26 protein-coding genes and 1 pseudogene are annotated in these 22929 nt (G+C 67.6%); 11 read left to right on the plus strand and 16 right to left on the minus strand.

Annotated elements, in window-relative coordinates; translation table 11 throughout:
* Positions 1-75 precede the first annotated feature (75 nt).
* On the plus strand, positions 76-669 hold the full coding sequence (locus APZ21_RS30810) for a TetR/AcrR family transcriptional regulator (RefSeq protein WP_040714287.1): 594 nt from the start codon (positions 76-78) through the stop codon (positions 667-669).
* A gap of 70 nt (positions 670-739) precedes the next feature.
* On the opposite strand, the gene APZ21_RS30815 is transcribed toward APZ21_RS30810, so the two are convergent.
* From APZ21_RS30815 to APZ21_RS33465, 4 genes and pseudogenes are all read right to left on the minus strand, one after another.
* Positions 740-1408 carry a DUF305 domain-containing protein gene (locus APZ21_RS30815; RefSeq protein WP_040714288.1) on the minus strand — a complete coding sequence of 223 codons (669 nt, stop codon included), beginning with the start codon at positions 1406-1408 and terminating at the stop codon, positions 740-742.
* Between the two features lie 90 nt (positions 1409-1498).
* Positions 1499-1972, minus strand: a complete 474-nt coding sequence (locus tag APZ21_RS30820) for a DUF6153 family protein (RefSeq protein ID WP_156371417.1) — start codon at positions 1970-1972, stop codon at positions 1499-1501.
* A gap of 133 nt (positions 1973-2105) precedes the next feature.
* Entirely contained in the window at positions 2106-3545 is a 1440-nt protein-coding gene (locus APZ21_RS30825; RefSeq protein ID WP_305781649.1) for an NF041680 family putative transposase, read from the minus strand.
* Between the two features lie 131 nt (positions 3546-3676).
* Positions 3677-4550 (minus strand): annotated as a pseudogene (locus tag APZ21_RS33465) (IS5 family transposase).
* 93 nt (positions 4551-4643) lie between these two features.
* On the opposite strand from APZ21_RS33465, the gene APZ21_RS34540 reads away from it, so the two are divergent.
* Entirely contained in the window at positions 4644-5045 is a 402-nt protein-coding gene (locus APZ21_RS34540; protein WP_156371418.1) for a hypothetical protein, read from the plus strand.
* A 388-nt stretch (positions 5046-5433) separates the two neighbouring features.
* Here APZ21_RS34540 and APZ21_RS30840 read toward each other — a convergent pair whose 3' ends face one another.
* The gene (locus APZ21_RS30840; RefSeq protein WP_275426236.1) at positions 5434-5850 is read right to left on the minus strand and encodes an arsenate-mycothiol transferase ArsC; all 417 of its coding nucleotides are present in this window, start codon (positions 5848-5850) and stop codon (positions 5434-5436) included.
* Between the two features lie 144 nt (positions 5851-5994).
* Entirely contained in the window at positions 5995-6954 is a 960-nt protein-coding gene (locus APZ21_RS30845; protein ID WP_040714290.1) for a PstS family phosphate ABC transporter substrate-binding protein, read from the minus strand.
* Positions 6955-7273: 319 nt separating this feature from the next.
* Between APZ21_RS30845 and APZ21_RS30850 the strand changes: the two genes are divergently transcribed.
* The 3 genes from APZ21_RS30850 to APZ21_RS30860 are packed head-to-tail and all read left to right on the plus strand — an operon-like array spanning position 7274 to position 10146.
* Positions 7274-7957 carry an arsenate reductase/protein-tyrosine-phosphatase family protein gene (locus tag APZ21_RS30850; protein WP_040714292.1) on the plus strand — a complete coding sequence of 228 codons (684 nt, stop codon included), beginning with the start codon at positions 7274-7276 and terminating at the stop codon, positions 7955-7957.
* Positions 7958-8007: 50 nt separating this feature from the next.
* Entirely contained in the window at positions 8008-8682 is a 675-nt protein-coding gene (locus APZ21_RS30855; RefSeq protein ID WP_040714293.1) for an arsenate reductase ArsC, read from the plus strand.
* Positions 8683-8727: 45 nt separating this feature from the next.
* Entirely contained in the window at positions 8728-10146 is a 1419-nt protein-coding gene (locus APZ21_RS30860; RefSeq protein ID WP_040714294.1) for an FAD-dependent oxidoreductase, read from the plus strand.
* A 51-nt stretch (positions 10147-10197) separates the two neighbouring features.
* Here APZ21_RS30860 and APZ21_RS30865 read toward each other — a convergent pair whose 3' ends face one another.
* The 7 genes from APZ21_RS30865 to APZ21_RS30890 form a co-directional block, all read right to left on the minus strand.
* Positions 10198-10530 carry a YnfA family protein gene (locus APZ21_RS30865; RefSeq protein ID WP_040714366.1) on the minus strand — a complete coding sequence of 111 codons (333 nt, stop codon included), beginning with the start codon at positions 10528-10530 and terminating at the stop codon, positions 10198-10200.
* Between the two features lie 11 nt (positions 10531-10541).
* Positions 10542-10868 carry a hypothetical protein gene (locus tag APZ21_RS34545; RefSeq protein WP_156371419.1) on the minus strand — a complete coding sequence of 109 codons (327 nt, stop codon included), beginning with the start codon at positions 10866-10868 and terminating at the stop codon, positions 10542-10544.
* On the minus strand, positions 10849-11313 hold the full coding sequence (locus APZ21_RS30870; protein WP_040714295.1) for a MerR family transcriptional regulator: 465 nt from the start codon (positions 11311-11313) through the stop codon (positions 10849-10851). The genes APZ21_RS34545 and APZ21_RS30870 overlap by 20 nt, the downstream gene beginning before the upstream one ends.
* Positions 11310-11666 (minus strand): hypothetical protein, encoded by a 357-nt coding sequence (locus APZ21_RS30875; RefSeq protein WP_239476929.1) that lies wholly within the window; start codon positions 11664-11666, stop codon positions 11310-11312. Before APZ21_RS30875 ends, APZ21_RS30870 begins: the two co-directional genes overlap by 4 nt.
* A 121-nt stretch (positions 11667-11787) precedes the next feature.
* Positions 11788-12198 (minus strand): arsenate reductase ArsC, encoded by a 411-nt coding sequence (locus tag APZ21_RS30880; protein ID WP_054816784.1) that lies wholly within the window; start codon positions 12196-12198, stop codon positions 11788-11790.
* 15 nt (positions 12199-12213) lie between these two features.
* The gene (locus APZ21_RS30885) at positions 12214-12966 is read right to left on the minus strand and encodes an aquaporin (RefSeq protein ID WP_040714298.1); all 753 of its coding nucleotides are present in this window, start codon (positions 12964-12966) and stop codon (positions 12214-12216) included.
* Entirely contained in the window at positions 12963-13331 is a 369-nt protein-coding gene (locus APZ21_RS30890) for an ArsR/SmtB family transcription factor (protein WP_040714300.1), read from the minus strand. Before APZ21_RS30890 ends, APZ21_RS30885 begins: the two co-directional genes overlap by 4 nt.
* Before the next feature lie 314 nt (positions 13332-13645).
* Here APZ21_RS30890 and APZ21_RS30895 point away from each other — a divergent pair, with 314 nt between their 5' ends.
* The gene (locus APZ21_RS30895) at positions 13646-13987 is read left to right on the plus strand and encodes a DUF3349 domain-containing protein (protein WP_051030361.1); all 342 of its coding nucleotides are present in this window, start codon (positions 13646-13648) and stop codon (positions 13985-13987) included.
* A gap of 75 nt (positions 13988-14062) precedes the next feature.
* Here APZ21_RS30895 and APZ21_RS30900 read toward each other — a convergent pair whose 3' ends face one another.
* The gene (locus tag APZ21_RS30900) at positions 14063-14920 is read right to left on the minus strand and encodes a helix-turn-helix domain-containing GNAT family N-acetyltransferase (RefSeq protein ID WP_040714301.1); all 858 of its coding nucleotides are present in this window, start codon (positions 14918-14920) and stop codon (positions 14063-14065) included.
* A 101-nt stretch (positions 14921-15021) separates the two neighbouring features.
* Here APZ21_RS30900 and APZ21_RS30905 point away from each other — a divergent pair, with 101 nt between their 5' ends.
* From APZ21_RS30905 to APZ21_RS30915, 3 genes are all read left to right on the plus strand, one after another.
* Positions 15022-16383 carry an FAD-dependent oxidoreductase gene (locus tag APZ21_RS30905; RefSeq protein WP_040714303.1) on the plus strand — a complete coding sequence of 454 codons (1362 nt, stop codon included), beginning with the start codon at positions 15022-15024 and terminating at the stop codon, positions 16381-16383.
* Positions 16384-16389: 6 nt separating this feature from the next.
* Positions 16390-17598, plus strand: a complete 1209-nt coding sequence (locus APZ21_RS30910) for an MFS transporter (protein ID WP_051030362.1) — start codon at positions 16390-16392, stop codon at positions 17596-17598.
* Between the two features lie 127 nt (positions 17599-17725).
* Positions 17726-19381 carry a DnaB-like helicase C-terminal domain-containing protein gene (locus APZ21_RS30915; RefSeq protein WP_162240398.1) on the plus strand — a complete coding sequence of 552 codons (1656 nt, stop codon included), beginning with the start codon at positions 17726-17728 and terminating at the stop codon, positions 19379-19381.
* A gap of 117 nt (positions 19382-19498) precedes the next feature.
* Here APZ21_RS30915 and APZ21_RS30920 read toward each other — a convergent pair whose 3' ends face one another.
* Positions 19499-20734 (minus strand): RNA-binding domain-containing protein, encoded by a 1236-nt coding sequence (locus APZ21_RS30920; protein WP_040714305.1) that lies wholly within the window; start codon positions 20732-20734, stop codon positions 19499-19501.
* A gap of 326 nt (positions 20735-21060) precedes the next feature.
* On the opposite strand from APZ21_RS30920, the gene APZ21_RS30925 reads away from it, so the two are divergent.
* On the plus strand, positions 21061-21600 hold the full coding sequence (locus tag APZ21_RS30925; protein WP_051030364.1) for a GNAT family N-acetyltransferase: 540 nt from the start codon (positions 21061-21063) through the stop codon (positions 21598-21600).
* Between the two features lie 61 nt (positions 21601-21661).
* Here the strand turns inward: APZ21_RS30925 and APZ21_RS30930 are convergent, their stop codons facing one another.
* Positions 21662-22021 (minus strand): Rv2640c family ArsR-like transcriptional regulator, encoded by a 360-nt coding sequence (locus APZ21_RS30930; protein WP_040714307.1) that lies wholly within the window; start codon positions 22019-22021, stop codon positions 21662-21664.
* A gap of 98 nt (positions 22022-22119) precedes the next feature.
* Between APZ21_RS30930 and APZ21_RS30935 the strand changes: the two genes are divergently transcribed.
* Entirely contained in the window at positions 22120-22650 is a 531-nt protein-coding gene (locus tag APZ21_RS30935; RefSeq protein ID WP_040714309.1) for an ArsI/CadI family heavy metal resistance metalloenzyme, read from the plus strand.
* Positions 22651-22929: the final 279 nt, after the last annotated feature.

Below are 22929 nucleotides of genomic sequence, written 5' to 3' on the forward strand. Positions count from 1 at the left end.
AACTCGTACATGACTGTACGAGTTATATCACCGGAAGGCGCAACCCGTACATACCTGTACGAGATAGGATGTGGTGTGACCACCGCCGACGCCCGTCCACGCCGCCGCGCCGACGCCCAGCGCAGCATCGCCGCGATCGTGGCCGCCGCCCGCGCGCAACTGAGCGCCGATCCCGAGGCCGGCGTCGAGGACATCGCCCGCGCCGCCGGGGTCGGCCGCCAGACCCTCTACGGGCATTTCCGCACGCGCGCCGACCTCGTCGACGCCGCCCTCACCGATGCCCTCGCCGAGGGCGAGAAGGCCCTCGCCGTACTGGATCTCGACGGCGACGCCGACCACGCCCTGACCACCCTGCTGACCTCGAGCTGGGCACTGGTCGCCGAATCGGCGGCGCTGCTCACCGCCGTGCAAGCGACCCTGGGACCCGACCGGGTCAGGGACCTGCACGCCGTCCCCGCGCAGCGGCTCACCGCTCTGCTCGACCGAGGCCGAGCTCAGGGCGTCGTGCGCACCGATCTCCCCGTGGAATGGCTGGTCAACCTCGTGCACTACGTCCTGCACGGCGCGGCCACCGAACTGCGCGCCGGACGGCTGACCGCCGACCAGGTCCCCGGTGTGGTCACCGCCACCATCCGCTCCGCGCTGCGCCCCGACCACACCCGCCCCTGACCCCTTCGGGCGAACGAACGCGGCCCCGCCCCGACGTCATCGAGGCAGGGCCACCGGATCGACCGCGAGCTCAGCCCGCCAGCAGGCCCTGCATTCGGGTGATCTCGCTCTGCTGAGCGTCGATGATCCGCTGGGCCAGCGCCTTCGCCTCCGGATCGGCTCCCGCCCCCAATTCGGTGCGCGCCATCTCGATCGCCCCTTGATGGTGAGCGATCATCGCCGTCAGCCACATACGGTCGAACTCGGCGCCGGTAGCGCCACGCATCTGCGCCATCTGCTCATCGCTCATCATTCCCGGCATCGCACCGGAGGTCATCGGCATGGAACCGGGTGTCATCGGCATACCGCCGTGATCCATTCCCCCACCGGTGGTGGGGGTCGCCGATGCTCCCCAGGACTGCAACCAGCCGGTCATGGTCGCGATCTCGGGGTCCTGGGCAGCCTGGATCTGCGCGGCCAACTCCAACACCTCCGGGTTGGTCGAACGCGACGGCGCCATCGCCGCCATCTCCACCGCCTGGCGGTGATGCGGAATCATCTCCCGAGCGAAGGCGACATCGGCGTCGTTGTGCGCACCGGTGACCGTGCCGCTGCCGGTCGACGCGGGCGCGGTGGCGGTGGCCGCGGTGTCGGTGTGCCCGTTGTGGCCACCAGCGGAATCGTCGTCGCTACATCCGGACAGCACAGCGGCCGAGGCGAGGATCGCCAGCACGGCCGAGGCAAGGGTCTTCTTGGACATCGATACTCCTGAAGTTCTCGAGCAGTGAAGGGACGTGACGGGTCAGCGCCGCGACCGGGGGAGGGAACTCACCGGTCCGGCGGACGTCGATCACTGCCGCAGCACGCACAGAACAGCCAGGCGCCGCAACGTCGGCCCCGGCGGCGGACGCGCGGCGGCCCCCGCACCTGAGGGCCACCGCTCCCGCCTGATCCCCACAGAAGACGGCCAGATCACCGCGACCAACACCAGCGCCACACCCGCTAGTGCGGCCATGATCGCCAGACACAGGTGCAACAGATCGTGACCGCCGTGCTCACCCACGGGAGTATGACCTGCACCGCCCGCCCGGTCTTCACCGAGCACGACCGTCGGCGCAGCACAGCAAGCCCCGCGCGTTCCGGCTTCGATGAGAGTCGGATCCGAGGTCGCCGTGGCGTCGGCAGACCAGGCATGATGGGAGCCCATCCCGTGCGCAGGACTCTCGGCTACCGAAAACATCAGGTGATGCATGCCCAGCACGGCCACCACCAAGGCGACCATCAGCAGTGGACGCGCCAACGCCCTCGTACAGCCGAACAGCACACCTCCAAATCTAGCAGCGCCGACCCGCGCGTCGTCGCGGTGATCACTGCCGCACGGGGTGGGCTCACCGGGATGGCAGAATGTAGAGCGCGGTGGTGGCGACAACGGTGACTCCCAGGGCCTAGCTTGAGTTTTAACCTGTGCGGCGTGGTCGCGGCCCTGCCGGTGTTGGTGCGCGAGTGTTGCTGGCGGTCTTCATGTGGACGTCATAGCGGGGTGCGGGCCGCTGGTTGCTGCGGCCCGCTGGTCGGCCTGGACCCGGTCGTGAGGGTTTCGGCGCGCTGGCCGGACAAGCGATGTTCGGGCGTAGGTGCCGAAACACCCGACGGACGCGTGCGGGTGTGAGTCGTTGCGCGGCAACAGGTTTCTCCCATGGTCGCCGCTGATCCCGGGCGAGTCCGCGCGCCAGGCGAAGCTGGGTGTAAGCGGCAAACAGCATCCAGGTCCACCGGTCCGCTCCAGCGGGATCGCGGGGTTTCGGTGCGGTCCAGCCGAGGGTTTGCTTGAGCATTCGGAAGGTGTGCTCGATGTCGAACCGGCGCAAAAACGCCTGCCAGAGCAGATCGACGGTCCTGGTGTCCAGATCGGTGCCCGAATGCCACAACCAGACCGGTTTCGGTATCGCGCCGCTGGGGAGCCGCGCGACGTCGAGCCGGATCACAGCGCCTTCGATGACGGGGAGTTTTCCGGCGGTGGCGACCCAGGACGAGCGGTGGGTCAGCCGCGGATGCAACCGGTCCCACGACCGGGCGTGCGCAGGTCCGTAAAGCCTGGTCTCGGTAAGTGTTTCGGTCGCAGGTTCGCCCCAGGTCCCAGGGTCGCCGAACACGAACTCGCCGCCGTGGCGGGGTGGGCGGCCCGTGGTGCCGGGCAGCCATGACGGTGCTGGACGGCGCAAGACACGGTCCGATCGCATCCGCGCCAGCACTCGCACCGGCAGATCCGACAGCAGGAACGCCAGCCGGGGCCCGTCGTAGCCGGCGTCGGCTACGACCCAGATATCGGGATCACCAGACCGCCACTGACCAGCGGTGATCAGATTGCCGATCACCGAACGCAACTGGGCTGCGGTGACCTCGGCCGCGTCGTCACCGGGCGCGAGCCGGACCGCGTCCAGCGGTGCGGTCCAGGAACTGCGGCCGGTCTCGAGCGCGACCACCACCGAGAACGGCCAGCCCGGGATCATCTGGTGAGTGTTCTTGGCTCGGCCGTAGGTGTGACACAGGATCCGCTGCGGGCAGGTATGCGCTTCGGGCCGCAGCCAGCAGGTGATGTCGACCGCCAGCACCAGCCTGCCGTCCGCGGCCCTGGGCAGCGGGACCGCGGTCAGCGCCCGCCGCAGCCGCTCCACGTCGATGCGGCCGCGATCCAGTGCCGCATACACGCTGCCGTGACCACGACGATGCTCGGCGAGCAGGGACAATTCCGGCAGCGAACGCACCGGGCCGTCCGCGCACAATACCGCGTCGATCAGTTCGAACACCGCGTCGGCTCGTGCGGTCACGCACCGATACATCTCCTGCCGGAACGCCGACAGGTCCCTGCGAGCACCGGCGGCGCCGGAGTCGTGCACACTGTTCAACTGAAGCCCTTGGTCGAGATTCTCTCTGTCGCAAGATGAATCATCAACCAAGGGCTTCGTTCAAGATCGACCGGGGCCCGTCTGGCCAGCCCCGAGCTTAAAACTCAAGCTAGGGCGTGTCCTCAAAGCCAGATGAGGAGGGTCGCGAGGTCGAGCATCCCTCGGTAGGAGACGGCGGTCTTGTCGTAGCGGGTAGCGATGGCTCGATACTGTTTGAGCCGGTTGAAGCAGCGTTCGACGACATTACGGCGGCGGTAGATGTTTCTGTCGAACCTCGGTGGTCGTCCACCGGCAGTTCCGCGGCGGCGTCGATGCGCTTGCTGGTCGATACGCTCGGGAATCGTCGCGGCGATACCGCGGCGGCGCAGGTACTCCCGAATCGCGCGCGTCGAATAGCCCTTGTCGGCCAACACCCTGCGGGGCCGCGTCCATGGCCGACCACATCCCGGACGCGGCATCCTGATCCCGGCCAAGACCCGAACGAACACCGTGCAATCGTTGACATTGCCGCCGGTCAACACCACCGAGACCGGACGACCCAGACCGTCGCAAGCCAGATGGATCTTCGTGGACAGGCCACCACGCGACCGGCCGATCCCATGATCGACCGGTTCGTCAACGGCGTCGTAAAACCCTCTCCCCACCGGCGAGCACGACCCGCGCGCCCGCACCGTGCTGATGAACCCGCACGATCGTGGAATCCACCGACACCTCACGATCGAGCTCGGCCACCGCGTCGGCGACCACCCGCACCCTCGCCACCAGCACCGCCAGGGTGCCGTTACGCGACCACCGCCAGAACCGGTTGTAGACCGTCTTCCACGGTCCATACCGCTGCGGCAGATCCCGCCAGGCCACCCCCGTCCTCGCCTTGTACAACATGCCGTTGATCACCCGCCGGTCATCCACCCGAGGACGACCCTTCGCACCCGAGACCGGCAACAACGGCTCCACCACCCGCCACTGATCCTCGGTCAACTCATGCCTACGCACCACGACCGAGCATCAAACCACACCAGCCACAATCACTTTGAGGACAGGCTCTAGCGCAGTCCTCGTTCAGGCAGCGCCAGCCGCAGCTGCTCGCTGATGTATCCGCTGACCAGTCCGCTCGCACCGGCAGCCGATCCCGATGACCCAACCGCAAACGTGGCTGCGACCGCGGCCGCCTCGACCTCATCTGTCGCCGAAAAACACTCCCGGAAAAGGGAATACCACGGATTCATCGTCACCGTCTCGGGCCGCCCCCTCGGCCGCCGCCCGAACACGGCCAGATCAGCCGTCGCGGTCACGCAGCAGGCGCAGCTCGTCGTCAAGCCGTCGGAGGCAGGTCGGGCGCTCGCTCAACGGCTCACGTTGCCGTCCGCCGACGTCATTGCCTCCAAGGGCGGTACTGCGTCGGTGATCGCGGCGCATCGCCCTCCGCGCCGCGCGCCCCGGCGTCATGAAAATCCCGGCGCGGGTGGTTCACAACCGTCGAACACGCCGTGACGAACGGAGTCTTCACCCCCGCGACCTGCCATCGGTCTCCGTTGACAAACGAATCATCAACTCACAGGACGTTCGTGCCGTATCTGGCCAGCCGCACCCACCACCCGCCAACCCGGATTCCGGCAACTGAGCCCTGGCAGGGTGCTCGCCGTCGTCCTCCCCGGTGGCCGCCTATAGAAACTGAGATCCGCTCGTGCGGGGTAGGTCTTAGCAACGAGTCGCAGCTCAGGCTCGGTCAGGTTCGAAGCGTGCTACGGGCTGAAGGCGCCTATAGGTCCGGGCAACACCGATTCGCTCAGCCATAGCGGCGATCTCAACGTGCACTCGGACCGAGAACCTGATTGGATAAGTCTTGCGGCCGAGCTCGTGCCCAGTCGTCCTTGGGCGATCAGTGGAGTGTGCTGAGTTCGGTGAGGAGGTCGTGGATGCGGGCGGCGACGTCGTCGCGGACCAGGCGCATGCGCTCGATGCCCTCGATGCCGCGTTCGAAGGGTTCGTCGGTGTCCCAGTTGACGATCCGAACGCCTTCGACCGGGTCGATGTGGGCTTCGCGGCCGAGGGTGACGACTACATCGACCGCGCGCAGCAGGCGCGGATCGATCGGCTTGGGGGATTCCTGGCTCAAGTCGACCTCGACTTCGTGCAGCGATTGCACCGACATCTCGTTGAGTGCGGTGCCGGGGCGAGTGCCCGCGGAGTAGATGTCGACCCGGTCGCCCGCGGCCTTGCGCATCAGCCCGGCGGCCATCTGTGACTTGCCGCCGTTCTTCACGCACACGAACAACACTGCCGGTTTCGTGCTCACTGCTCTCGTGGCCCTTTCGGTTGAAGTCGTTGTTGCCCTGTGGGTATCGGCGATAGGCGATACCCCCGAGACGATGCGAACAGGGGACACTGCGCCCCACTCCGCGCCGTCACCGAGCGGGGCGGGGCGGGGCGGGGGTGCGGGTTACTGTCCGGCGGTTTCGACGATGTCGGCCAGTTCGGCGCGGGCCTGGGACAGTTGCGGGCTGGTCATCGGGATGAACCCCGCAGTGTCGACGATCTTGGCGTTGCTGTTGATGTAGAACTCGGCGAACTTCTCCACCTGCGGCTTCTTCAGCGCGGTGTCGGTGAGGTAGATGAACAGCGGCCGGGCGAGGGGCTTGTAGCTGCCGTCCTGAGCGGTGGGCACCGACGGTGCGATGCAGCCTTTGCCGTTGTCGATCGCGACCGCGCGCAGCTTGTCGGTGTTGTCCTCGAAGTAGGAGTAGCCGAAGTAGCCGAGCGCGCCCTTGGCCGCGGCGACGCCCGCGACGGTGACGTTGTCGTCCTCGGTGGCCTGGTAGTCGGTGCGGCTGGCGCCGTCTGTGCCGGTGATGGCCTGGGTGAAGTAGTCGAAGGTGCCCGAGTCGATGCCCGCGCCGAACAGGCTCAGCGGCTCGTTCGGGAAGGCTGGGTCGATCTCGTTCCAGTTCCTGACCGTCGAGCCGGGCTCCCACATCTTCTTCAGCTGCGCGACGGTCAGGCAGGTGGCCCAGGTGTTGTCCTTGTTGACCACGACGGTGAGCGCGTCGTTGGCGACCTGCAACGCGCTGAAGATCACCCCGTGCTGCCCGCACGCGGTGGATTCGGCACCGCTCATCGGCCGTGAGGCATCGGAGATGTCGATCTGTCCGGCGCAGAACTTCTTGAACCCGCCACCGGTACCGGAGGCGGTGACCTCGACCTGTACCTGCGGGTGTTCGGCGGTGAAGAGTTTGCCCGCGGCCACCGACAGCGGTTCGACCGTGCTCGATCCATCGATCACCACCGGCCCCGACAACATCACCTCCGGCTGCGGATCGCCGCCTCCGCAGGCGGTCAGGGTCAGCGCGGTGAGCAGGGCGAGCGCGGGAACACGCAGGCGGCGGGCCTGGCGGACAGTCATGACGAGGAGAGCCTTCCTGATCGGTCCCGCACCGGCCGGCCACAGGCGGCCGAGCTCGGGGGGACAGAATGTAGGTCGAAGATTTGCGGGCGTGGCAGGGCGCTGCGGTCGCAACGACAGCGCGAGGGGACGGCCGATCCGGCCGGTTGTCGGTGATCGATTCCGGTTGCGCCTCTGCGGATTTCGCCATGCTCGTTCCGTGGAGGCGTGTGCGTTCGGGCGGTGCGGGCCGGTCGGCTCGACGACGGACCGGATGTCTTTTTCCGAGCCTTCCCCCGTGCGCTTGACCCACGATATTGGATCAGCGATCATTGAGTCAATGACTACTGAGGAACTATGGTCGGTGGCGCGGCGGGCCGAGGTGCACGCCGCGCTCGCCGACATCACGCGGATACAGATCGTGGACATACTGGCCACCGGCGACATGGCGTCCTCGGAGCTGTGCGCCCGGCTGGGCCTGTCGACCAACCTGCTGGCCCACCACGTCCAGGTCCTCGAACGCGCCGGGCTGGTGCGCCGCGACCGCTCCGAGGGGGACCGTCGCCGCAGCTACCTGCGCCTGGTCACCGACTTCGGCGCGAATCTGCTGCCGCGCAGCGTGATCCCCGCCCAACGGGTGGTATTCGTGTGTTCGCGCAACACCGCGCGCTCACAACTGGCGGTCGCCGCCTGGGCCCAACGCAGCCAGGTCCCGGCCACCTCGGCGGGCACCCATCCCGCCGAACGGGTGCATCCGGGCGCGGTCGCCGCCGCGCGCCGTCACCGCATCCCCCTGCGTCCCCGATCCCCGCAGTCTGTCGAGGGGCTGGTGCGGCCGGGGGATCTGGTGATCGCGGTCTGCGACAACGCCCACGAGGAGCTGCCCGCCGACCTCGCACGTCTGCACTGGTCGATCCCCGACCCGGTCCCCGCCGGAACCGAGGACGCCTTCGACCTCGCCCTGGATCAACTCCGTCAACGCATCGACCGCATCGCGGTCACCGTCACCACCGACCCCGCCTGACCCGACCTCATCCGAAAACACTTTCACTGCTGCATGTTTGGAGTCCTGCCATGCCCGAAACGCCTCTGGCCCGCACCACCTACGCGCGAGAGGATCTGACCATCGATCAGCAGTTGGCGCTCAAGACCGCTGCCACCCGGTTGCAGACCGAGTTCACCGACACCTTCGGGGTGGAGACGATCGAACGGTTCTTGCATTCCTCCTACGACCAGTTCGCCGGGCGCGCGACCGTGGTCAACTACCTACCGCTGCTGGCCGAGCGCTTCGCCCGCCAACGCCTGCGCGCCCTGGCGCGGGTGGAGGGCAAGATCGTCGACAGCAAGCCCACGGTGTTGTTCGTGTGCACCCATAACGCCGGACGCTCCCAGATGGCACTCGGGTTCTTCACCCACCTCGCCGGTGAGCAGGCGGTGGCCTGGTCAGGGGGCTCCGAGCCCGGTGACTCCATCAACCCCGCCGCCGTCGAGGCGATGGCCGAGGCCGGTATCGACATCACCGGCGAATTCCCGAAGCCCTGGACCGAGGAGATCGTCCAGGCTGCGGATGTGATCATCACGATGGGCTGCGGGGACGCCTGCCCGGTCTATCCGGGGCGCCGCTACGAGGAATGGGTCCTGGAAGACCCTGCGGGCCACGACGTCGAGGCGGTACGCCCCATCCGCGACGAGATCGAGGAACGAGTCCGGCGCCTGCTGGCCGAACTCGAAATCACCACGGTCGGCTGACCTTTCTCCTGTCCGCGTCTCTCACCAGCTGAGGAGTATCCGCCCGTGTCCGATCGCCATGTCATCGCGATAGGTGGCAGCGATGCCGGTATCAGCGCGGCGTTGCGCGCCCGCGAACTCGACCCCGCCACGAACGTCACGGTCGTGGTGGCCGACAACTACCCGAACTTCTCGATCTGCGGCATCCCCTACTACATCTCCGGCGAGGTCACCCACTGGCGCGACCTCGCCCACCGCAGCGCCGCCGATCTGGCCGCCACCGGCATGACCGTGCTCACCGACACCCGCGCCACCCACATCGACCCCGCCAACCAGACACTGACCGTCCTCGACCCGACCGGGCAGACCCGCAGCCTGGACTACGACGCGCTGATCGTCGGCACCGGCGCGGTCTCGGACCGCCCGTCCATCACCGGACTCGATGTCCTGGGTCCCGGCGACGGGGTGCACCTGCTGCACTCGATGGGCGACACCCACGCCCTGACCGCCAGCCTCGACAACCGAGATCCGAAGCGGGCGATCATCATCGGCGCGGGCTACATCGGCCTCGAGATGGCCGAAGGACTCACCACCTGCGGTATCGCGGTGACCCAGATCGAAGCCCTGCCCGAGGTACTGCCCACCGTGGACCCCGAACTCGGCGCACTCGTCCGCACCGAACTCCAATCCCACGGTGTCGAGGTCATCACCGACACCACCGTCACCGCGATCGAGTCACGCAGCGATACCGGCGAACTCGTGGTCACCACCGTCCACGAGGGTGAACCCTTCACCCGCACCACCGATCTCGTGCTCGTGGTCGTCGGCGTCCGGCCGGACACCGAGCTGGCGGCCGCGGCCGGGGTCGAGCGCACCGCGCGCGGGGCGATCGTGGTGGACGAGGGGATGCGCACCAACCTCGCGGGTGTGTTCGCCGCCGGGGACTGCGTGCTCACCCACCACCGCCTGCTCGGCCCGACCTGGCTGCCCCTGGGCACCACCGCGCACAAGCAGGGCCGCGTCGCCGGAGAGAACGCCGTCGGCGGCAACGCCCGCTTCGCCGGAAGCCTCGGCACCCAGGTGGTCAAGGTCTTCGACCTCGTCGCCGCCCGCACCGGCCTGCGCGAGCACGAAGCCCACACCGCCGACCGTGGCTGGCATCCCGCCTCCACGACCTCCACACCCGATGACCACAAGGCGTACTACCCCGGCGCCACCCCGATCACCATCCGCATCACCGGCGACACCCGCACCGGACGACTGCTCGGCGCACAACTCGTCGGCCGCCGCGGCGCCGAGATCGCCAAACGCGTCGACACCTACGCCACCGCCCTGTTCCACGACATGACCGTCGAGGCCGTGAGCGAACTCGACCTGTCCTACACCCCGCCCCTGGGATCACCCTGGGACGCCACACAAATCGCTGCACAAGCCTGGGTCCGCGAACACCGGCTCACCGCCGACCGTCAGTCCCTGACCATCTGACCATCCGCTCTCGGCGCGAAGATCGGCATCAGATCCGCGCCGGGGGCGGGGTCACCGGCGGGGTGCGTACATGATGACCGCCACCCCGGCCAGGCACAGCAGCGCGCCGGTGAGGTCGTGGCGGTCGGGCCGGAAACCGTCGAAGGCCATTCCCCACAACAGCGATCCGGCCACGAACACCCCACCGTAGGCAGCCAGGATGCGCCCGAAATGCGCGTCCAGTTGCAGCGTGGCCACGAATCCGTAGAGCCCGAGCGCGATCACCCCGGCCCCGATCCACGCCCAGCCGCGATGCTCGCGCACGCCTTGCCACACCAGCCACGCGCCGCCGATCTCGGCGACCGCAGCCAAGACGAACAACAGGACAGAACGGGCAACGGTCATGGTCGGGCAGCCTACGGTGCCGATCCCGCCGAGGTCGTCGCGGTGGCGCAGCCACATCCCGCGCTCTCGCACCCCACCTCGGCGTCGCTGCCCGCGCCGCAGGTGTCGCCTCGGCGGCGAGTACGTGACCAGATCAGCCCGGCCACGCCGACCCCCAAGAGGATGAAGCCGAGGGGTTCCAGCCACGACAGGCCGACCAGCAGCGCTCCACCGCCGATTACCCCAGCAGCGATGAGAATCGGAGCCAGACAGCACGCCACGCACACCGCCGCGCCGAGCCCGATCGGCGCCCACCAGCGGCGGCCGGTGCCGGCGGGGTCAGCAGCGACAGCGACCACTCGTCTCGGTGGCGATGATCGGGAGGTCGCGACCGTCGCGGTCGAACGGGACCGGGCAGCAGGGGCTTTCGCTGCACTCGAGCAGGTCGTCACAACCGGCGGCCAACGCCGCGCGCAGGGTGTCGCGGACGGCGGTGAGCTCGGCGAGTTTGGCGTCGACCTCGGCGAGTTTGACAGCAGCGCGGGCCGCCAACCCGGCATCGGCACGGGGATGGCCGTAGCGGGTGGCCTCCAACAACTCCGCGACCTCATCGAGGGTGAACCCGAGCCCCTGGGCGGCCTTGATCACCCGCAGCACCGTCACCGCCTGCTTCGGATAGAGCCGGTGCCCGCCCAGGGAGCGATCCGGCTCGGCCAGCAGCCCGCGCCGTTCGTAGTAGCGCAACGTCTGCGCGTTCACTCCCGCCGCTGCCGCCAATTGCCCGCTACGTAACCCGGTAGTCATCGACCCGCCCGCCCAACAGCGGCGTCGGCGCGCGCGGCGAGAGTATCGAGCACCTCGACATGGAGAGCGGGAACCTCGATCCGCATGAGGGTTCCCGCGGGTGCCGGGGCGAAGGTGAAGGTGAAGAACGAACAGCACGCCGACTCGCGGGCAGCCAGATCCCGTCCGACCCGCTCGGCGTCGCCCTCGCCGGTGAGGTGCAACTCGAGCCGGGTCGGGTTCGGACGGGCGGTCGCGGTCACGGCGTCGGTGAAGAACTGGTCGAACTCGGCCAGCCGGGTCGGGCGTTCGGTGGTGGGCAGGGTACACGCGGACAGGTTCATCATCTGTTCGCGCAGGTCGTCATCGGTCATGGATTCACGGTAAGCCTGTACCCCGGTACCGGATGCAACCCCGAATCCGCCGAACACCACAACAGATCGCACCGGTCGGACCGGTGTCCACGAACGGCCGGTACGCAGGGCGTGAGGTGCTTCAGGTCCGCGTGGGCAGGAGTTCGGTGATCAGCGCCTCGACCCGTGTCCGGATCTCGTCGCGGATCGGGCGCACCGCCTCCACACCTCGCCCTGCCGGGTCGTCGAGTTCCCAGTCGCGGTAGCTCACTCCCGGCAGGACCGGGCAGGTGTCACCGCAGCCCATCGTGATCACCACGTCGGAGGTCTCCACCGCGTCGTAGGTGAGGACCTTCGGGAACTGGGCGGTGATGTCGATGCCGAGTTCGTCCATCGCCGCGACGGCGGCGGGGTTCAGGGAGTCGGCCGGGGCGCTGCCCGCCGAGCGGACCTCGATCTCGTCCCCGGCCAGGTGGGTCAGGAAACCGGCGGCCATCTGCGAACGACCGGCGTTGTGGACACAGACGAACAACACACTGGGCTTGGATGCCATGAGACGAAAGTCCTTTCAACGAGCAGACAGATTGTCGGCGTCGACGGTGGGAGCCTCGTGCGGCACCACGACATTGTCCGCCGAGGCGGCGGCACTGCCGGGGTAGAGCCACACGCTCAACCCCAACCCGAGCACCGCGCCGAGCAGCTGCGCGCCGACGAACGCCGGAACCGAGCCCGGCGCGATCCCGGCGAAGGTGTCGGAGAACATCCGCCCCACCGTCACCGCCGGATTGGCGAACGAGGTCGAGCTGGTGAACCAATACGCCGCACCGATATAGGCCCCCACCGCGGCCGCCGACATCCCCGCGCGTCCCGTCCGCGCGAGGGCGAAGATCACCGCCAGCAGACCTGCCGTCGCCACGACCTCGCCGACGATGTGGCCGTCGCTGACCCGGTCGTGGACCGAGACCTGGAACGCGCCGACCTCGAACATCACATTCGCCAGCACCGCACCCGCCGAACACCCCGCGACCTGCGCACCGATATAGGCCCCCAGCTCCATCGCGCTCAGTCCGGTCCCGCTACGCCGACCGAGCCACCAATCCGCGAGCGAGACAACTGGGTTGAAGTGCGCGCCCGACACCGGCCCGAACACCAGGATCAACACCGCCAGCCCGAACACCGTCGCAGTCGAGTTCTCCAGCAACTGCAACCCGATATCGCCGGGAGACAACTGCTGAGCGGCGATCCCCGAACCGACCACCACCGCGACCAGCAACGCACTGCCCACAAACTCCGCGACCAGCCGCCGCGCCAGCGCGCTCACCGCGCGTCCTGCGGAGTCACCACGGTCAGGAACCCCGACACCTGCCGCAACACCGCAGGCTCGATGCGGTAGTAGACCCAGGACGCACGCCGCTCGCTGCTGAGCAACCCGGTCTCGCGCAACACCTTCAGGTGGTGAGAGATCGTCGGCTGGGTCACGTCGATGCCCTCCGACAGGTCACACACGCACGCCTCGTGGTTCGCCCGCGCCGCGACCGCGCTCAACACCCGCAACCGCACCGGGTCCGACAACGCCTTGAACACCCCCGCCAACCCTGCGGCGGCCTCACCCGAGAGCGGTTCCCGCACCAGCGGGGAGGCCGCGCATTCCTGGACCGGCGCGACCGCGGACAGCGACTTAGACATACGTCGATATTCACCACCATCTAACTCGACCGCAAGCAAACAACGAGTGAACACGCTCGCGGTAGACGTCGGCGCCGATTCCTGCACGGCCGCCCGCTTGACGACGACTCATATTAGTACAACCATCATTGAGTCAATAATCGCTGAGTCAAGGGCCGGTCGAGGAGGGTGGCGCCGAACATGTCACTACCGAAATCAGCGGGACAGACCACCCCCGCGATGTCGCGATATCCGGTCGAGGCGGCCCCGCCTCCCGCGCCCGTTGTTCGGGCGCCGTCGTGCCGGGCCCGCCGCCATCCCCGTCGGCGGGCACGGTGAGATCCGCCGACGCGACCGGCGGCGACCGTGTCGGCAGCACGCGGTGGCTGGAAAGCGCGGACAGGTGCGCGCGGACCCTGCTGCGCTGGCTGCGCGCGGGCTATCCCGGCGACGCGCCGCGCACCGGATATGTTCCGCTGCTCGCACTGTGTTCGCGGCCCGGCCTGTCGGCGGCCGAGATCGCCGCCGCCGTCGAGGTTCTCGCGGCCGGTCCGGCTGTGGTCACCGACTTCCAGATCCAGCGCGTCATTCTCGAACACGCCGATTCGCTACCCGACGCGACCGACATCGACACCGTCGCCAAACTTCTCGGGGATCGCCGAAGGCATGCGCGGTGAATGGCGGCCGCGGGCACGATGGCCCCCCCGGCAGAAGGTGACGTATTACCCGCGCCGACAGGCGAATCGGACGGGTCAGTTCACGGGGCTGCGGCGTTCGAGCAGGACGGTGTCACGCCACACGCCATGATGCTGGGCGATGCGTTCGCGCAGGCCGATGGTGCGGTATCCGGCGGAGTGGTGCAGGGCGATGCTGGCGCGGTTCTCCGGGAAGATCGAGGTCTGCAACGTCCACAGCCCGGCGTCGTCGGCGGCGATGACCTGCTTGTGCAGCAACGCCTTTCCCACACCGCGTCCGCGCATGTCCTCGGCGACATAGACCGAGTTCTCCGCCACGCCCTGGTAGCAGTCGCGCCCCGAGACCGGGCTCAGTGCGGCCCATCCGACCACGGTGCCCTCGATCTCGGCGACCCACCGGTGCTCGGGCAGCCACTGGGCCTCGAGAGCGTCGCGGTCGGGGACCTCGGTGGCGAAGGTGGCATCGCCGGTCGCGATGCCCTCTCCGTAGATCCGCAGCACCGCCTGCCAGTCCGCATCCGTCATGGCGCGGATCGCGACGTCCTCGGGCAGGTCGCTGGGGCAGCACGGGCGTTGGGTCAGCACGCCCATGACCGCGTCGGCGGCGTGCGGCAGGCCCGTGCAGCAGGCGGGGTTGACCATGACCACGGTCGAGGTGCGGTCCTTGTGGAGGCTGACGAACCCGACATCGGCGAGTTTGCGGACGTGGTGGGAGACCGTGGGCTGGCCGATGCCGAGGGCTTCGGCGAGCTCGCCGACGGTGATCCCGGCCGGACGGGTCGCGACCTGGTGCAACAGCCGCACCCTGGTCGGATCGGCCAGGCACGCGAACCACGCCGCGTAGGTCGTCGCGTCGGCGGTCGAGAGCACATCGACGCGCTCGGTGCGCAGGACGGGCATCTCGAGATCGGTCATCACACGATTATATCGGCGTTCATCGATGGTTGCATTCATCGATGAACGTCGATACAGTTCGAGTGATTGATCGATGACTGTCGATGAAAGGAACCTGGGTTATGAACGAGCTGCCCGTCGTTGTCGTAGGAGCCGGACCGATCGGCCTGGCCGCCGCCGCCCAACTGCGCGAACGCGACGTCCCCGTCCTCGTGTTCGAACGCGGCGCCACCGCCGGTGCGGCGGTGGCGCAGTGGAACCACGTCCGTGTGTTCTCCCGCTGGGGCGAACTCATCGACCCCGCCGCACGCCGCCTCCTCGACACCACCGGCTGGAGCACCCCCAACCCCGACGCCTACCCGACCGGGCAGGACTGGACCCGCGACTACCTGATCCCCCTGGCGGATGCGCTCGGCGATACCGTCCGCCTCGGCACCGAGGTCGTCGGCGTCGCCCGCCGCGGCCGCGGCCGCGTCGTGGACTCCGGCCGCGACACCGAACCCCTCTCGGTGCACCTGCGCCGCGCCGACGGCACCGAAGACCGCGTCCTCGCCCGCGCGGTGATCGACGCCTCCGGCACCTGGGGCACTCCCAACCCCCTCGGCGGCGAAGGACTTCCCGCGCTCGGTGAATCCGCCGCCGCCGAGGTGATCGAGTACCGGGTCCCCGACCTCGACGATCCGCAGGTGCGCGCCCGCTACGCCGGACGCCACATCGTCATCGCGGGCAGCGGGCACTCCGCACTCACCGCCATCATCGCCTTGGCCGGACTCGCCGAGAAGGAGCCGGACACCCTGATCAGCTGGGTCCTGCGCCGAGGCGACACCACCAACACCTTCGGCGGCGGCGACTCCGACCAACTGCCCGCCCGCGGCGCACTCGGACAACGCGCCAAGGCCGCCGTCGAGGCCGGACATCTGCGGGTGGTGACCGGATTCCGCACCGCCGCCATCGAATCCGACACCAGCGACCGGCACACCCTCATCTCCGATGGCGGGCAACGCCTCGAAGACGTCGACCGGGTCGTGGTGCTGACCGGATTCCGGCCCGACCTGTCCTGGCTGTCGGAAATCCGCCTCGGCCTCGACCCCGTCCTGCAAGCCCCCACCCAGCTCGCCCCGTTGATCGACCCGAACGTGCACTCCTGCGGCACCGTCTACCCCCACGGCGTCACCGAACTGTCCCACCCCGAACCCGACGTGTTCCTGGCCGGGATGAAAAGCTACGGCCGCGCACCGACCTTCCTCGCCATGACCGGCTACGAACAGGTCCGCTCCATCGCCGCCGCCCTCGCGGGCGACCACGAAGCCGCCACCCGCGTCGAACTCACCCTGCCCGACACCGGAGTCTGCGGCGGCGCCGGAGTCTTCGACGACCCCGACACCACCGCAGACGCCGCTAGCGGCGGCGGCTGCTGCGGCGCACCGTCGCAATCGCAACCCGAGCCGGAATTCATCACCCTCACCGCTCCCGCGCGGGTGTAGAAACCGTTGAGCGAGACCATCCTCACCCCGCAGACCGGCGGCCTCACCGCCGTCGGTCTGCGGCGAGTGCTGGTGATCCTGTGTCTGACCGAGATCACCAGCTGGGGAATCCTCTACTACGCCTTCCCCGTCCTGTCCGTATCCATCACCACCGACACCGGCTGGTCCGCCTCGACCATCACCGCCGCGTTCTCCCTCGGCCAGCTCGCCGCCGCGCTCACCGGCATCCCCGTCGGACGCCTGCTCGACCGCACCGGCCCCCGCGCCATCATGACCGGCGGCTCCATCCTCGCCGTCCCGTCACTGCTCGCGGTAGCGCTCGCGCCGAACCCGGTCGTGTTCTTCCTCGGCTGGCTGACCGCGGGGATCGCGATGGGCGCGGTGCTCTACCCGCCCGCCTTCGCCGCGCTGACCCGCTGGTACGGCGACACCCACGTCAAGGCGCTGATGATCCTGACTCTCGCCGCCGGACTGGCCAGCACCGTCTTCGCGCCCTTGACCGCAGCGCTGGTACAGCACACCGATTGGCGGGCAACCTATCTCGCCCTCACCGCGGTCCTCGCCGTGGTCACCATCCCCGCACACTGGTTCGGGCTACGAGGGGACTGGCCGCCGCCACCGGCACCAATCAGCGACTTCCACGACGACCACACCGCCATCGCCCGTAGCCCCGCCTTCCTCGCTCTGGTCCTCGGGTTGAGTCTGGGGGCGTTCACCGCGTTCGCCGGAGTGTTCAACCTCGTACCTCTACTGCTCGAACGCGGATTCTCCCCTTCCCTGGCCGCGCTCACTCTCGGCCTGGGCGGAGCCGGGCAAGTCCTGGGCCGCATCGGCTGCCTGCCACTCGCCGCCGCCACTGGCCCCCGCGTCCGGATCGTCGTGGCCTTCGCCGCCACCGCGATCACCACCGCGTTGCTCGGGCTCGGCACCACCGTCGCGGTCCTGATCGGGGTCTCGATCGGGGCCGGGCTGGTGCGCGGGATCATGACCCTGATCCAAGCCACCGCGATCACCGAACGCTGGGGCGCAACACACTACGGACGCCTCAACGGACTCCTGTCCGCACCCGTGGCCATCGTCATGGCCCTCGCGCCGTGGATGGGCACGGCTCTGGCCACAGCGACCGGCAGCTTCGCTCGCTCGTACCTCGTCTTGGCTGGACTCGCCATCGTCGCTGCAATTGTCGTGTTCGTCCCCACATCCGGCGAATCCTGAACGTCGCTCGGCGAACGATGCGGTGAGAAGCGTTGCTGCCAGCATGCGGGTCGATCATCGAGCGATCGATCACTACTGCGAACACCTTGAAAGATCCCCGCGTAGAAGCTCTGACCGGCTAATCTGCGTGAAGTCGCTCGGAGAGTGCTCAGCGCCTACCTCCAGCGTTGTACCTGTGGGAGGAAGTCGTTCAATGCGTTACCTCGACAGCGTTCTCGGGGACCAGCCGCGACTCGAGCAGTGGCTCCGCAGCCAGTTCGACAGCGCTGAATCGATCGCGATCAGAACAGGATTCCTCACATCTCCAGCGGTCGAGCAGGTCAGGAAATCGATGACTGGTTTCCTCGACCGTGGGGGGAGTCTCTTGATCGTCGCCGGTGGCGCACCGGATCAAGCCGATCCCGACGCACTGATCGCTCTTGGCGCATTGCTTCAACCGTATCCGCACGCCGCCCTGCGCGTTGTCGTGCAACCCGACGAATTTCAGAACGCGAAAACCTACCACGCGAGCTTCGCCGACGGACATGCCGAAGCGCTCATCGGTTCGCCCAATCTGACGATGGGCGGAATGCGTTCCAACCACGAGGCGTCGGTGGTCCTCGACTCCCGCGATCCCGCCGAGTCGGAGATAGTCGCGGCCGTACTTCGAGGCATCGAAGCCTTCCGTGACCGACCCGGCAGTACCGCGGTCAGCGAAGAGACCCGGCTGCTGTTGTCTGGCCGCGCGTCGACATCGCTGCGACGCCGTCGCAGCAAGCCCGGCCGGACGATGCTGCCGACTCACCGATTGGACGACATCCTTCAGGACACGATGGAGGAGATCGACACGACAGCCAGCGGCTATTCAGTCGGTGTGCCGACGGGATTCACAGAGTTGGACGAGCTCACCGGCGGGCTGTCCAGCGGTTCGCTCACCGTCATCGCCAGCCGACCCGGCGTCGGGTCTTCGACGCTGCTACTTGATTTCGCGCGGTGCGCGGCGATAAAGCACCAACTGCGCACCGCAGTGTTCTGCCTGGATCGCCCGGTGACCGACGTGATATCCCAAATGCTCTGCGCCGAGTCGAAAATCAAACGGTGGGACCTTCGTACCGGGCGGATGTCCGATGAGGATTGGTCACGGCTGGCTCATCGCATGGCCGAAATATCGGATGCACCATTGCTCGTCAACTCCACTCCCGGTCCAACGCTCGACGAGTTCTGCGAGCACGTGAACGAGCTCGATCGCGCCGAGCAGCTGTATCTGATCGCGATCGATCCCATCAACCTGATCGACGCCAACCTCGGCCTCGACGCAAGCCGCGAACGAGAACTGTCGGTCATCACGCGGCGGCTCAAGCTTCTGGCCCTCGAACTCAACATCCCCATCGTGGTGACCGCAGAACTCGGGCGCGGAGTCGAGGCACGAACGGACAAACGGCCACTTGTCACGGATCTGCGTGATTCCGACACCCTCTCCCAAGTCGCCGACAATATCCTGCTCATTCACCGGCCCGATGCCTACGACCGCGACGACTCCCGTGGCGGAGAGGCCGACCTGATCCTCGCCAAACACCGGCTCGGCCCTACCGCGATCACCACCGTGGCCCACCAACTCCACCTCGGTCGCTTCATCGACATGGTCGGGCCGGTCAGACCAACCAACGCCCTCCCGTTGAGTCAAACCGAACGACCTGTCCAGATCAGTAACGCCGCTCGACCACGGCATCCCATAGGGCCGAGGCCACACGGGGCACCATCTCGCACGAAGGCATCGGCGAGGTTTCGATCAGCAGGAGGCTGAACGCCGTCGCCTCGATGACAGCCGGGTCTGAGATCCACCCGCCTGACGTGCACTCCTCGTCCACGAACCGAGACGAGCCGCACGCGAACAGGCGCGGGGGAACCCGTCACGGTGAGTTCACACGCCTATCGCCTTCAGCAGGCTCACCCCACCCTGGTTGACGCAGTCCTGGGCGAAATCGCGTAGCTGCTCGCCGAACCGCTGATCGTCGGCGCCAGCGTCGATCGTGGCGTCGACGGGCACGTACCGCGTGAGCGGGTGGGAGTTGCCCGCGAAGTCGAAGCCGTGCTGGTCGGTGGTCTGGACCAGCAACGGCTCTGTCCCGGACCATTCGATCCCGACGCGCACCTCGTACTCCGTCGTTCCGCGGTGTCGGTGCGCGACCCTGATCAAGGCGAACAGATCCGCGATCATGCATTCGAGATTGTAGGAATAGACCACCGAGCCCGGCCGTGTCTCGCCGTTGGGATAGCCGCGGTGACCGCCCACAGCGGCCGCGACCGATATCGATCCGTCGTGATGGATGCTGGCCTGGGCTTCTCCCCAGCGGGCTCGATCGGTCGTGGTGGGTGCGATCCAACGGCGCAGTCCTGGACGGGGATTGTGGCGATCGATCGTCTCGAAGATGTGGGTGCCTTGATTTCGGCCCGCGTAGACCAGGGACTGGTCCGCCGCCTTGTCGAACAGGTCGCGTGCGTATTGGCGGTCGATTCGTTCGGAGGTCTGGGCGGGGATGCGTGGATGCGCCACGGCGATCAACCATGCGCGCTCGGTCGTGTCCCGTGCTTGGGCCAGTTCGTCATAGAGGGTGGTCAGCCTCTCGGCGATGTGGCGGCGCTCATCGAAGCGAGCCCGATACATCGCCTCGATCTGGCGTTCCTTCATCCACTCGGTATCGGCGTCGTTGCGGACCGGAGCCCCGAAGCACTCACCCCGATAGATCAGATGAGGCCCGTCGATGCTGGCCGGAACGACGACCACTGCGGCCCGCATGCTCGGGTCGCCCAGCGGGTAGACCTTCACCCCGAACACCGGTGGATGGATCGAGGCCACCGGAACGCGCACCAGGGTGCGCTGGTAGTTCTCATCGACTTCACCCACATCGACTCGGCCCGATGCCAGCTTGTTCGTCTCCGCCACACCGAACACGATCGTCCCGCCGCCGCTGTTGGCCATCGCCGCGACGTCCTTCGGATAGTCCGAGGTCGCGAGTTCCTTGGCGGCGGGCAGTTTCCGCTTGAAGTCCAGATCATCGGTCTCGGCGAGCTGCGCAGCGACAGCGTCATTGATCAGCCGGTCGACGAGCGGTCCGGCCGACAGTCCCAACGCCCGGTGCAGGGCCGTGAATTCCATACCAGGATGTTGCCACCCAAGCAAGTCGATGTGGCGATATTCGAGCAGCGCAGACCTGTGGATCGGCCCTCCTGCCCTGGCGACCAGTAGACCTCAGATCAGCGTGGAGCGAATCTCCACACGCTCAGGCGCAGTGCCACCCAAGCGAAACCAGTGGTCGTCAGGGTAATCGCCTCGCGGCGATCCCGTGGTAGCCGTCTGCTTCTGCGGTCTGCCATCCGAAGCCGCGACCACTCGTCACGGGGATAGGCTGACCTCGTGATCTCCGATAGCCACGCATCTGCCAGCGTGCCCGATCTCGGCAACTCCGATTTCGCTGCGATCCGATGAAACGAACGGTCCGCCTCACCACGGCCACGATCGCCGACCTGGAAGCCGTCGAGTCCTGGCTACGCGACGGCCGAGTCCGCCGGTGGCTCGGTGGCATCCAAATCATGAGAACCAGCTACATGCAAGACGTCCGAAGAGACCCCAACGGTCCCGGATACGTAGCGAGAATGCACAAACTGGCAGTGCGCGAACTCGGCCGTGACGGCGAGCCGCCCGTCGGCTGCGTCGTTGCGACCGTCTACGGCGTCGGTGACACCACCAACAGCTGGACAGTACGTGGCCCCTACTACGCGACATTGCTCTACGCTGTCGACCCCCACCGCCACGACGGCGGGATCGGCACCGCGATGCTACAGGCCGCGATCGATCATCCCGAGCTCATCGACGTCGCCGAGTTCCGCTGCGGAATCGCGGTCCGCAACCTCGCGAGCAGGCGAATCGCCCGAAGGGTCGGCTTCGTGAAGCAACCAGAACCTCGGCCAGAACGGAGAAGGCGCCGCCGTATGCTCACCTACGTGCATCACCGCCCGATCTGAAACGACAACCAGCACACGTACATCCGCAGCTTCAGAAGCTGTCGATCGTCGTTCGATCGAATCAGGTGCAGCAGTTCGGATCGAGGACTGCACACAGTGCAGACAAGGCGTCACGGCGTGCGCGATGGAAGGTGTTCATCCCGCGGCGCTCCGTCTCGATGATCCCAGCTTTTCGCAGTTGCCCTAGATGATGGGAGACCGTGGACTCCGACAGGCTCACCTTCTCGGCCAGGTCGCCCCCGTTCTCCTCGCCCGCCGGGCTGGCCAGCAGCAGAGACAGCAGCTTGACCCGTACCGGATCGGCGAGTGCCTTCAGCCGTAACGCGACCTCGAGCGCGGCGGCGTCGCCGACCGGGCCTGCGGCTACCGGCGCACAGCAGACCGGGGCGGACATGTCGATCACGGGTAGCGCCTTGGGCATACGGATCACTCTACCCACCCTGTTGACTTATGTCGAAAAGGTGGCAGACTCGACACCGCAAGGCTTTCGACATATGTCTCACAAGTGGAGGTTCGGTCATGTCCCGCATCCAGCTCGCCCTCAACGTCGACGATCTCGACCAAGCGGTCACTTTCTATACGACCCTGTTCGGTGTCGAACCCGCCAAGCGCAAGCCCGGCTACGCCAACTTCGCCGTGACCGAACCCCCGCTGAAACTGGTGCTGATCGAGAACCCCGGCCTCGGCGGCAGCCTCAACCACCTCGGCGTCGAAGTCGAGACCTCTGAGCAGGTGCACGGCGAGATCGCCCGGCTGTCGGAAGGCGGGTTGTTCACCGAGGAGCAGATCGCGACCACCTGTTGTTTCGCCACCCAGGACAAGGTGTGGGTCACCGCGCCGGACACCGAACGGTGGGAGGTCTACACCGTCCTCGCCGACTCCGAAACCTTCGGCACCGCACCCACCCTGGCCGCCAGCGAACCGGTCGGCGATAAGCGTGCCGGTGGGGTGTGCTGCGGCACCGCCGAACAGGCCGCGGCCGAGGGCGCGTGCTGCGGCAGCGACGCCAAGCAGAAGGCGCTGGCCTCGGGCGCCACCTGCTGCAACTGAACATCGAACACCGCGCGGCCCCCCGGATGCGCTGTCAGCACCGGTCCCGGTACCGAGGTTTGCCACTTCACGACAGCGAGGGGCCCTCTGCTCTGCGTCTATTCGACGGGTATGACACGAGTACACCCGCCTCCCCTGCGGACCGGCTTCGACGAACCCGAACAACCTGCGACCGGTCGCCACCGAGATCCCATATCTTCATGGCATCGGCCCCCTGGGCAGGGACCGCCCTGTCGGCCGCAACCGACAGCTACGCCAACACCGACCTCGTCCTGACCG

Source organism: Nocardia arizonensis (genome assembly GCF_001310275.1).
Lineage (GTDB): Bacteria > Actinomycetota > Actinomycetes > Mycobacteriales > Mycobacteriaceae > Nocardia > Nocardia arizonensis.

Bases quoted from the DNA above. Each gene is read 5' to 3' on its own strand.
- APZ21_RS30930 (WP_040714307.1), bottom strand. From the start codon at position 22,021: ATGCCCAAGGCGCTACCCGTGATCGACATGTCCGCCCCGGTCTGCTGT.
- APZ21_RS30905 (WP_040714303.1), top strand. From the start codon at position 15,022: ATGAACGAGCTGCCCGTCGTTGTCGTAGGAGCCGGACCGATCGGCCTG.
- APZ21_RS30920 (WP_040714305.1), bottom strand. From the start codon at position 20,734: ATGGAATTCACGGCCCTGCACCGGGCGTTGGGACTGTCGGCCGGACCG.
- APZ21_RS30845 (WP_040714290.1), bottom strand. From the start codon at position 6,954: ATGACTGTCCGCCAGGCCCGCCGCCTGCGTGTTCCCGCGCTCGCCCTG.
- APZ21_RS30865 (WP_040714366.1), bottom strand. From the start codon at position 10,530: ATGACCGTTGCCCGTTCTGTCCTGTTGTTCGTCTTGGCTGCGGTCGCC.
- APZ21_RS30925 (WP_051030364.1), top strand. From the start codon at position 21,061: ATGAAACGAACGGTCCGCCTCACCACGGCCACGATCGCCGACCTGGAA.
- APZ21_RS30875 (WP_239476929.1), bottom strand. From the start codon at position 11,666: ATGACCGATGACGACCTGCGCGAACAGATGATGAACCTGTCCGCGTGT.
- APZ21_RS30900 (WP_040714301.1), bottom strand. From the start codon at position 14,920: ATGACCGATCTCGAGATGCCCGTCCTGCGCACCGAGCGCGTCGATGTG.
- APZ21_RS30890 (WP_040714300.1), bottom strand. From the start codon at position 13,331: ATGTCTAAGTCGCTGTCCGCGGTCGCGCCGGTCCAGGAATGCGCGGCC.
- APZ21_RS30935 (WP_040714309.1), top strand. From the start codon at position 22,120: ATGTCCCGCATCCAGCTCGCCCTCAACGTCGACGATCTCGACCAAGCG.
- APZ21_RS30855 (WP_040714293.1), top strand. From the start codon at position 8,008: ATGCCCGAAACGCCTCTGGCCCGCACCACCTACGCGCGAGAGGATCTG.
- APZ21_RS30880 (WP_054816784.1), bottom strand. From the start codon at position 12,198: ATGGCATCCAAGCCCAGTGTGTTGTTCGTCTGTGTCCACAACGCCGGT.
- APZ21_RS30815 (WP_040714288.1), bottom strand. From the start codon at position 1,408: ATGTCCAAGAAGACCCTTGCCTCGGCCGTGCTGGCGATCCTCGCCTCG.
- APZ21_RS34540 (WP_156371418.1), top strand. From the start codon at position 4,644: ATGTATCCGCTGACCAGTCCGCTCGCACCGGCAGCCGATCCCGATGAC.
- APZ21_RS30850 (WP_040714292.1), top strand. From the start codon at position 7,274: ATGACTACTGAGGAACTATGGTCGGTGGCGCGGCGGGCCGAGGTGCAC.
- APZ21_RS30870 (WP_040714295.1), bottom strand. From the start codon at position 11,313: ATGACTACCGGGTTACGTAGCGGGCAATTGGCGGCAGCGGCGGGAGTG.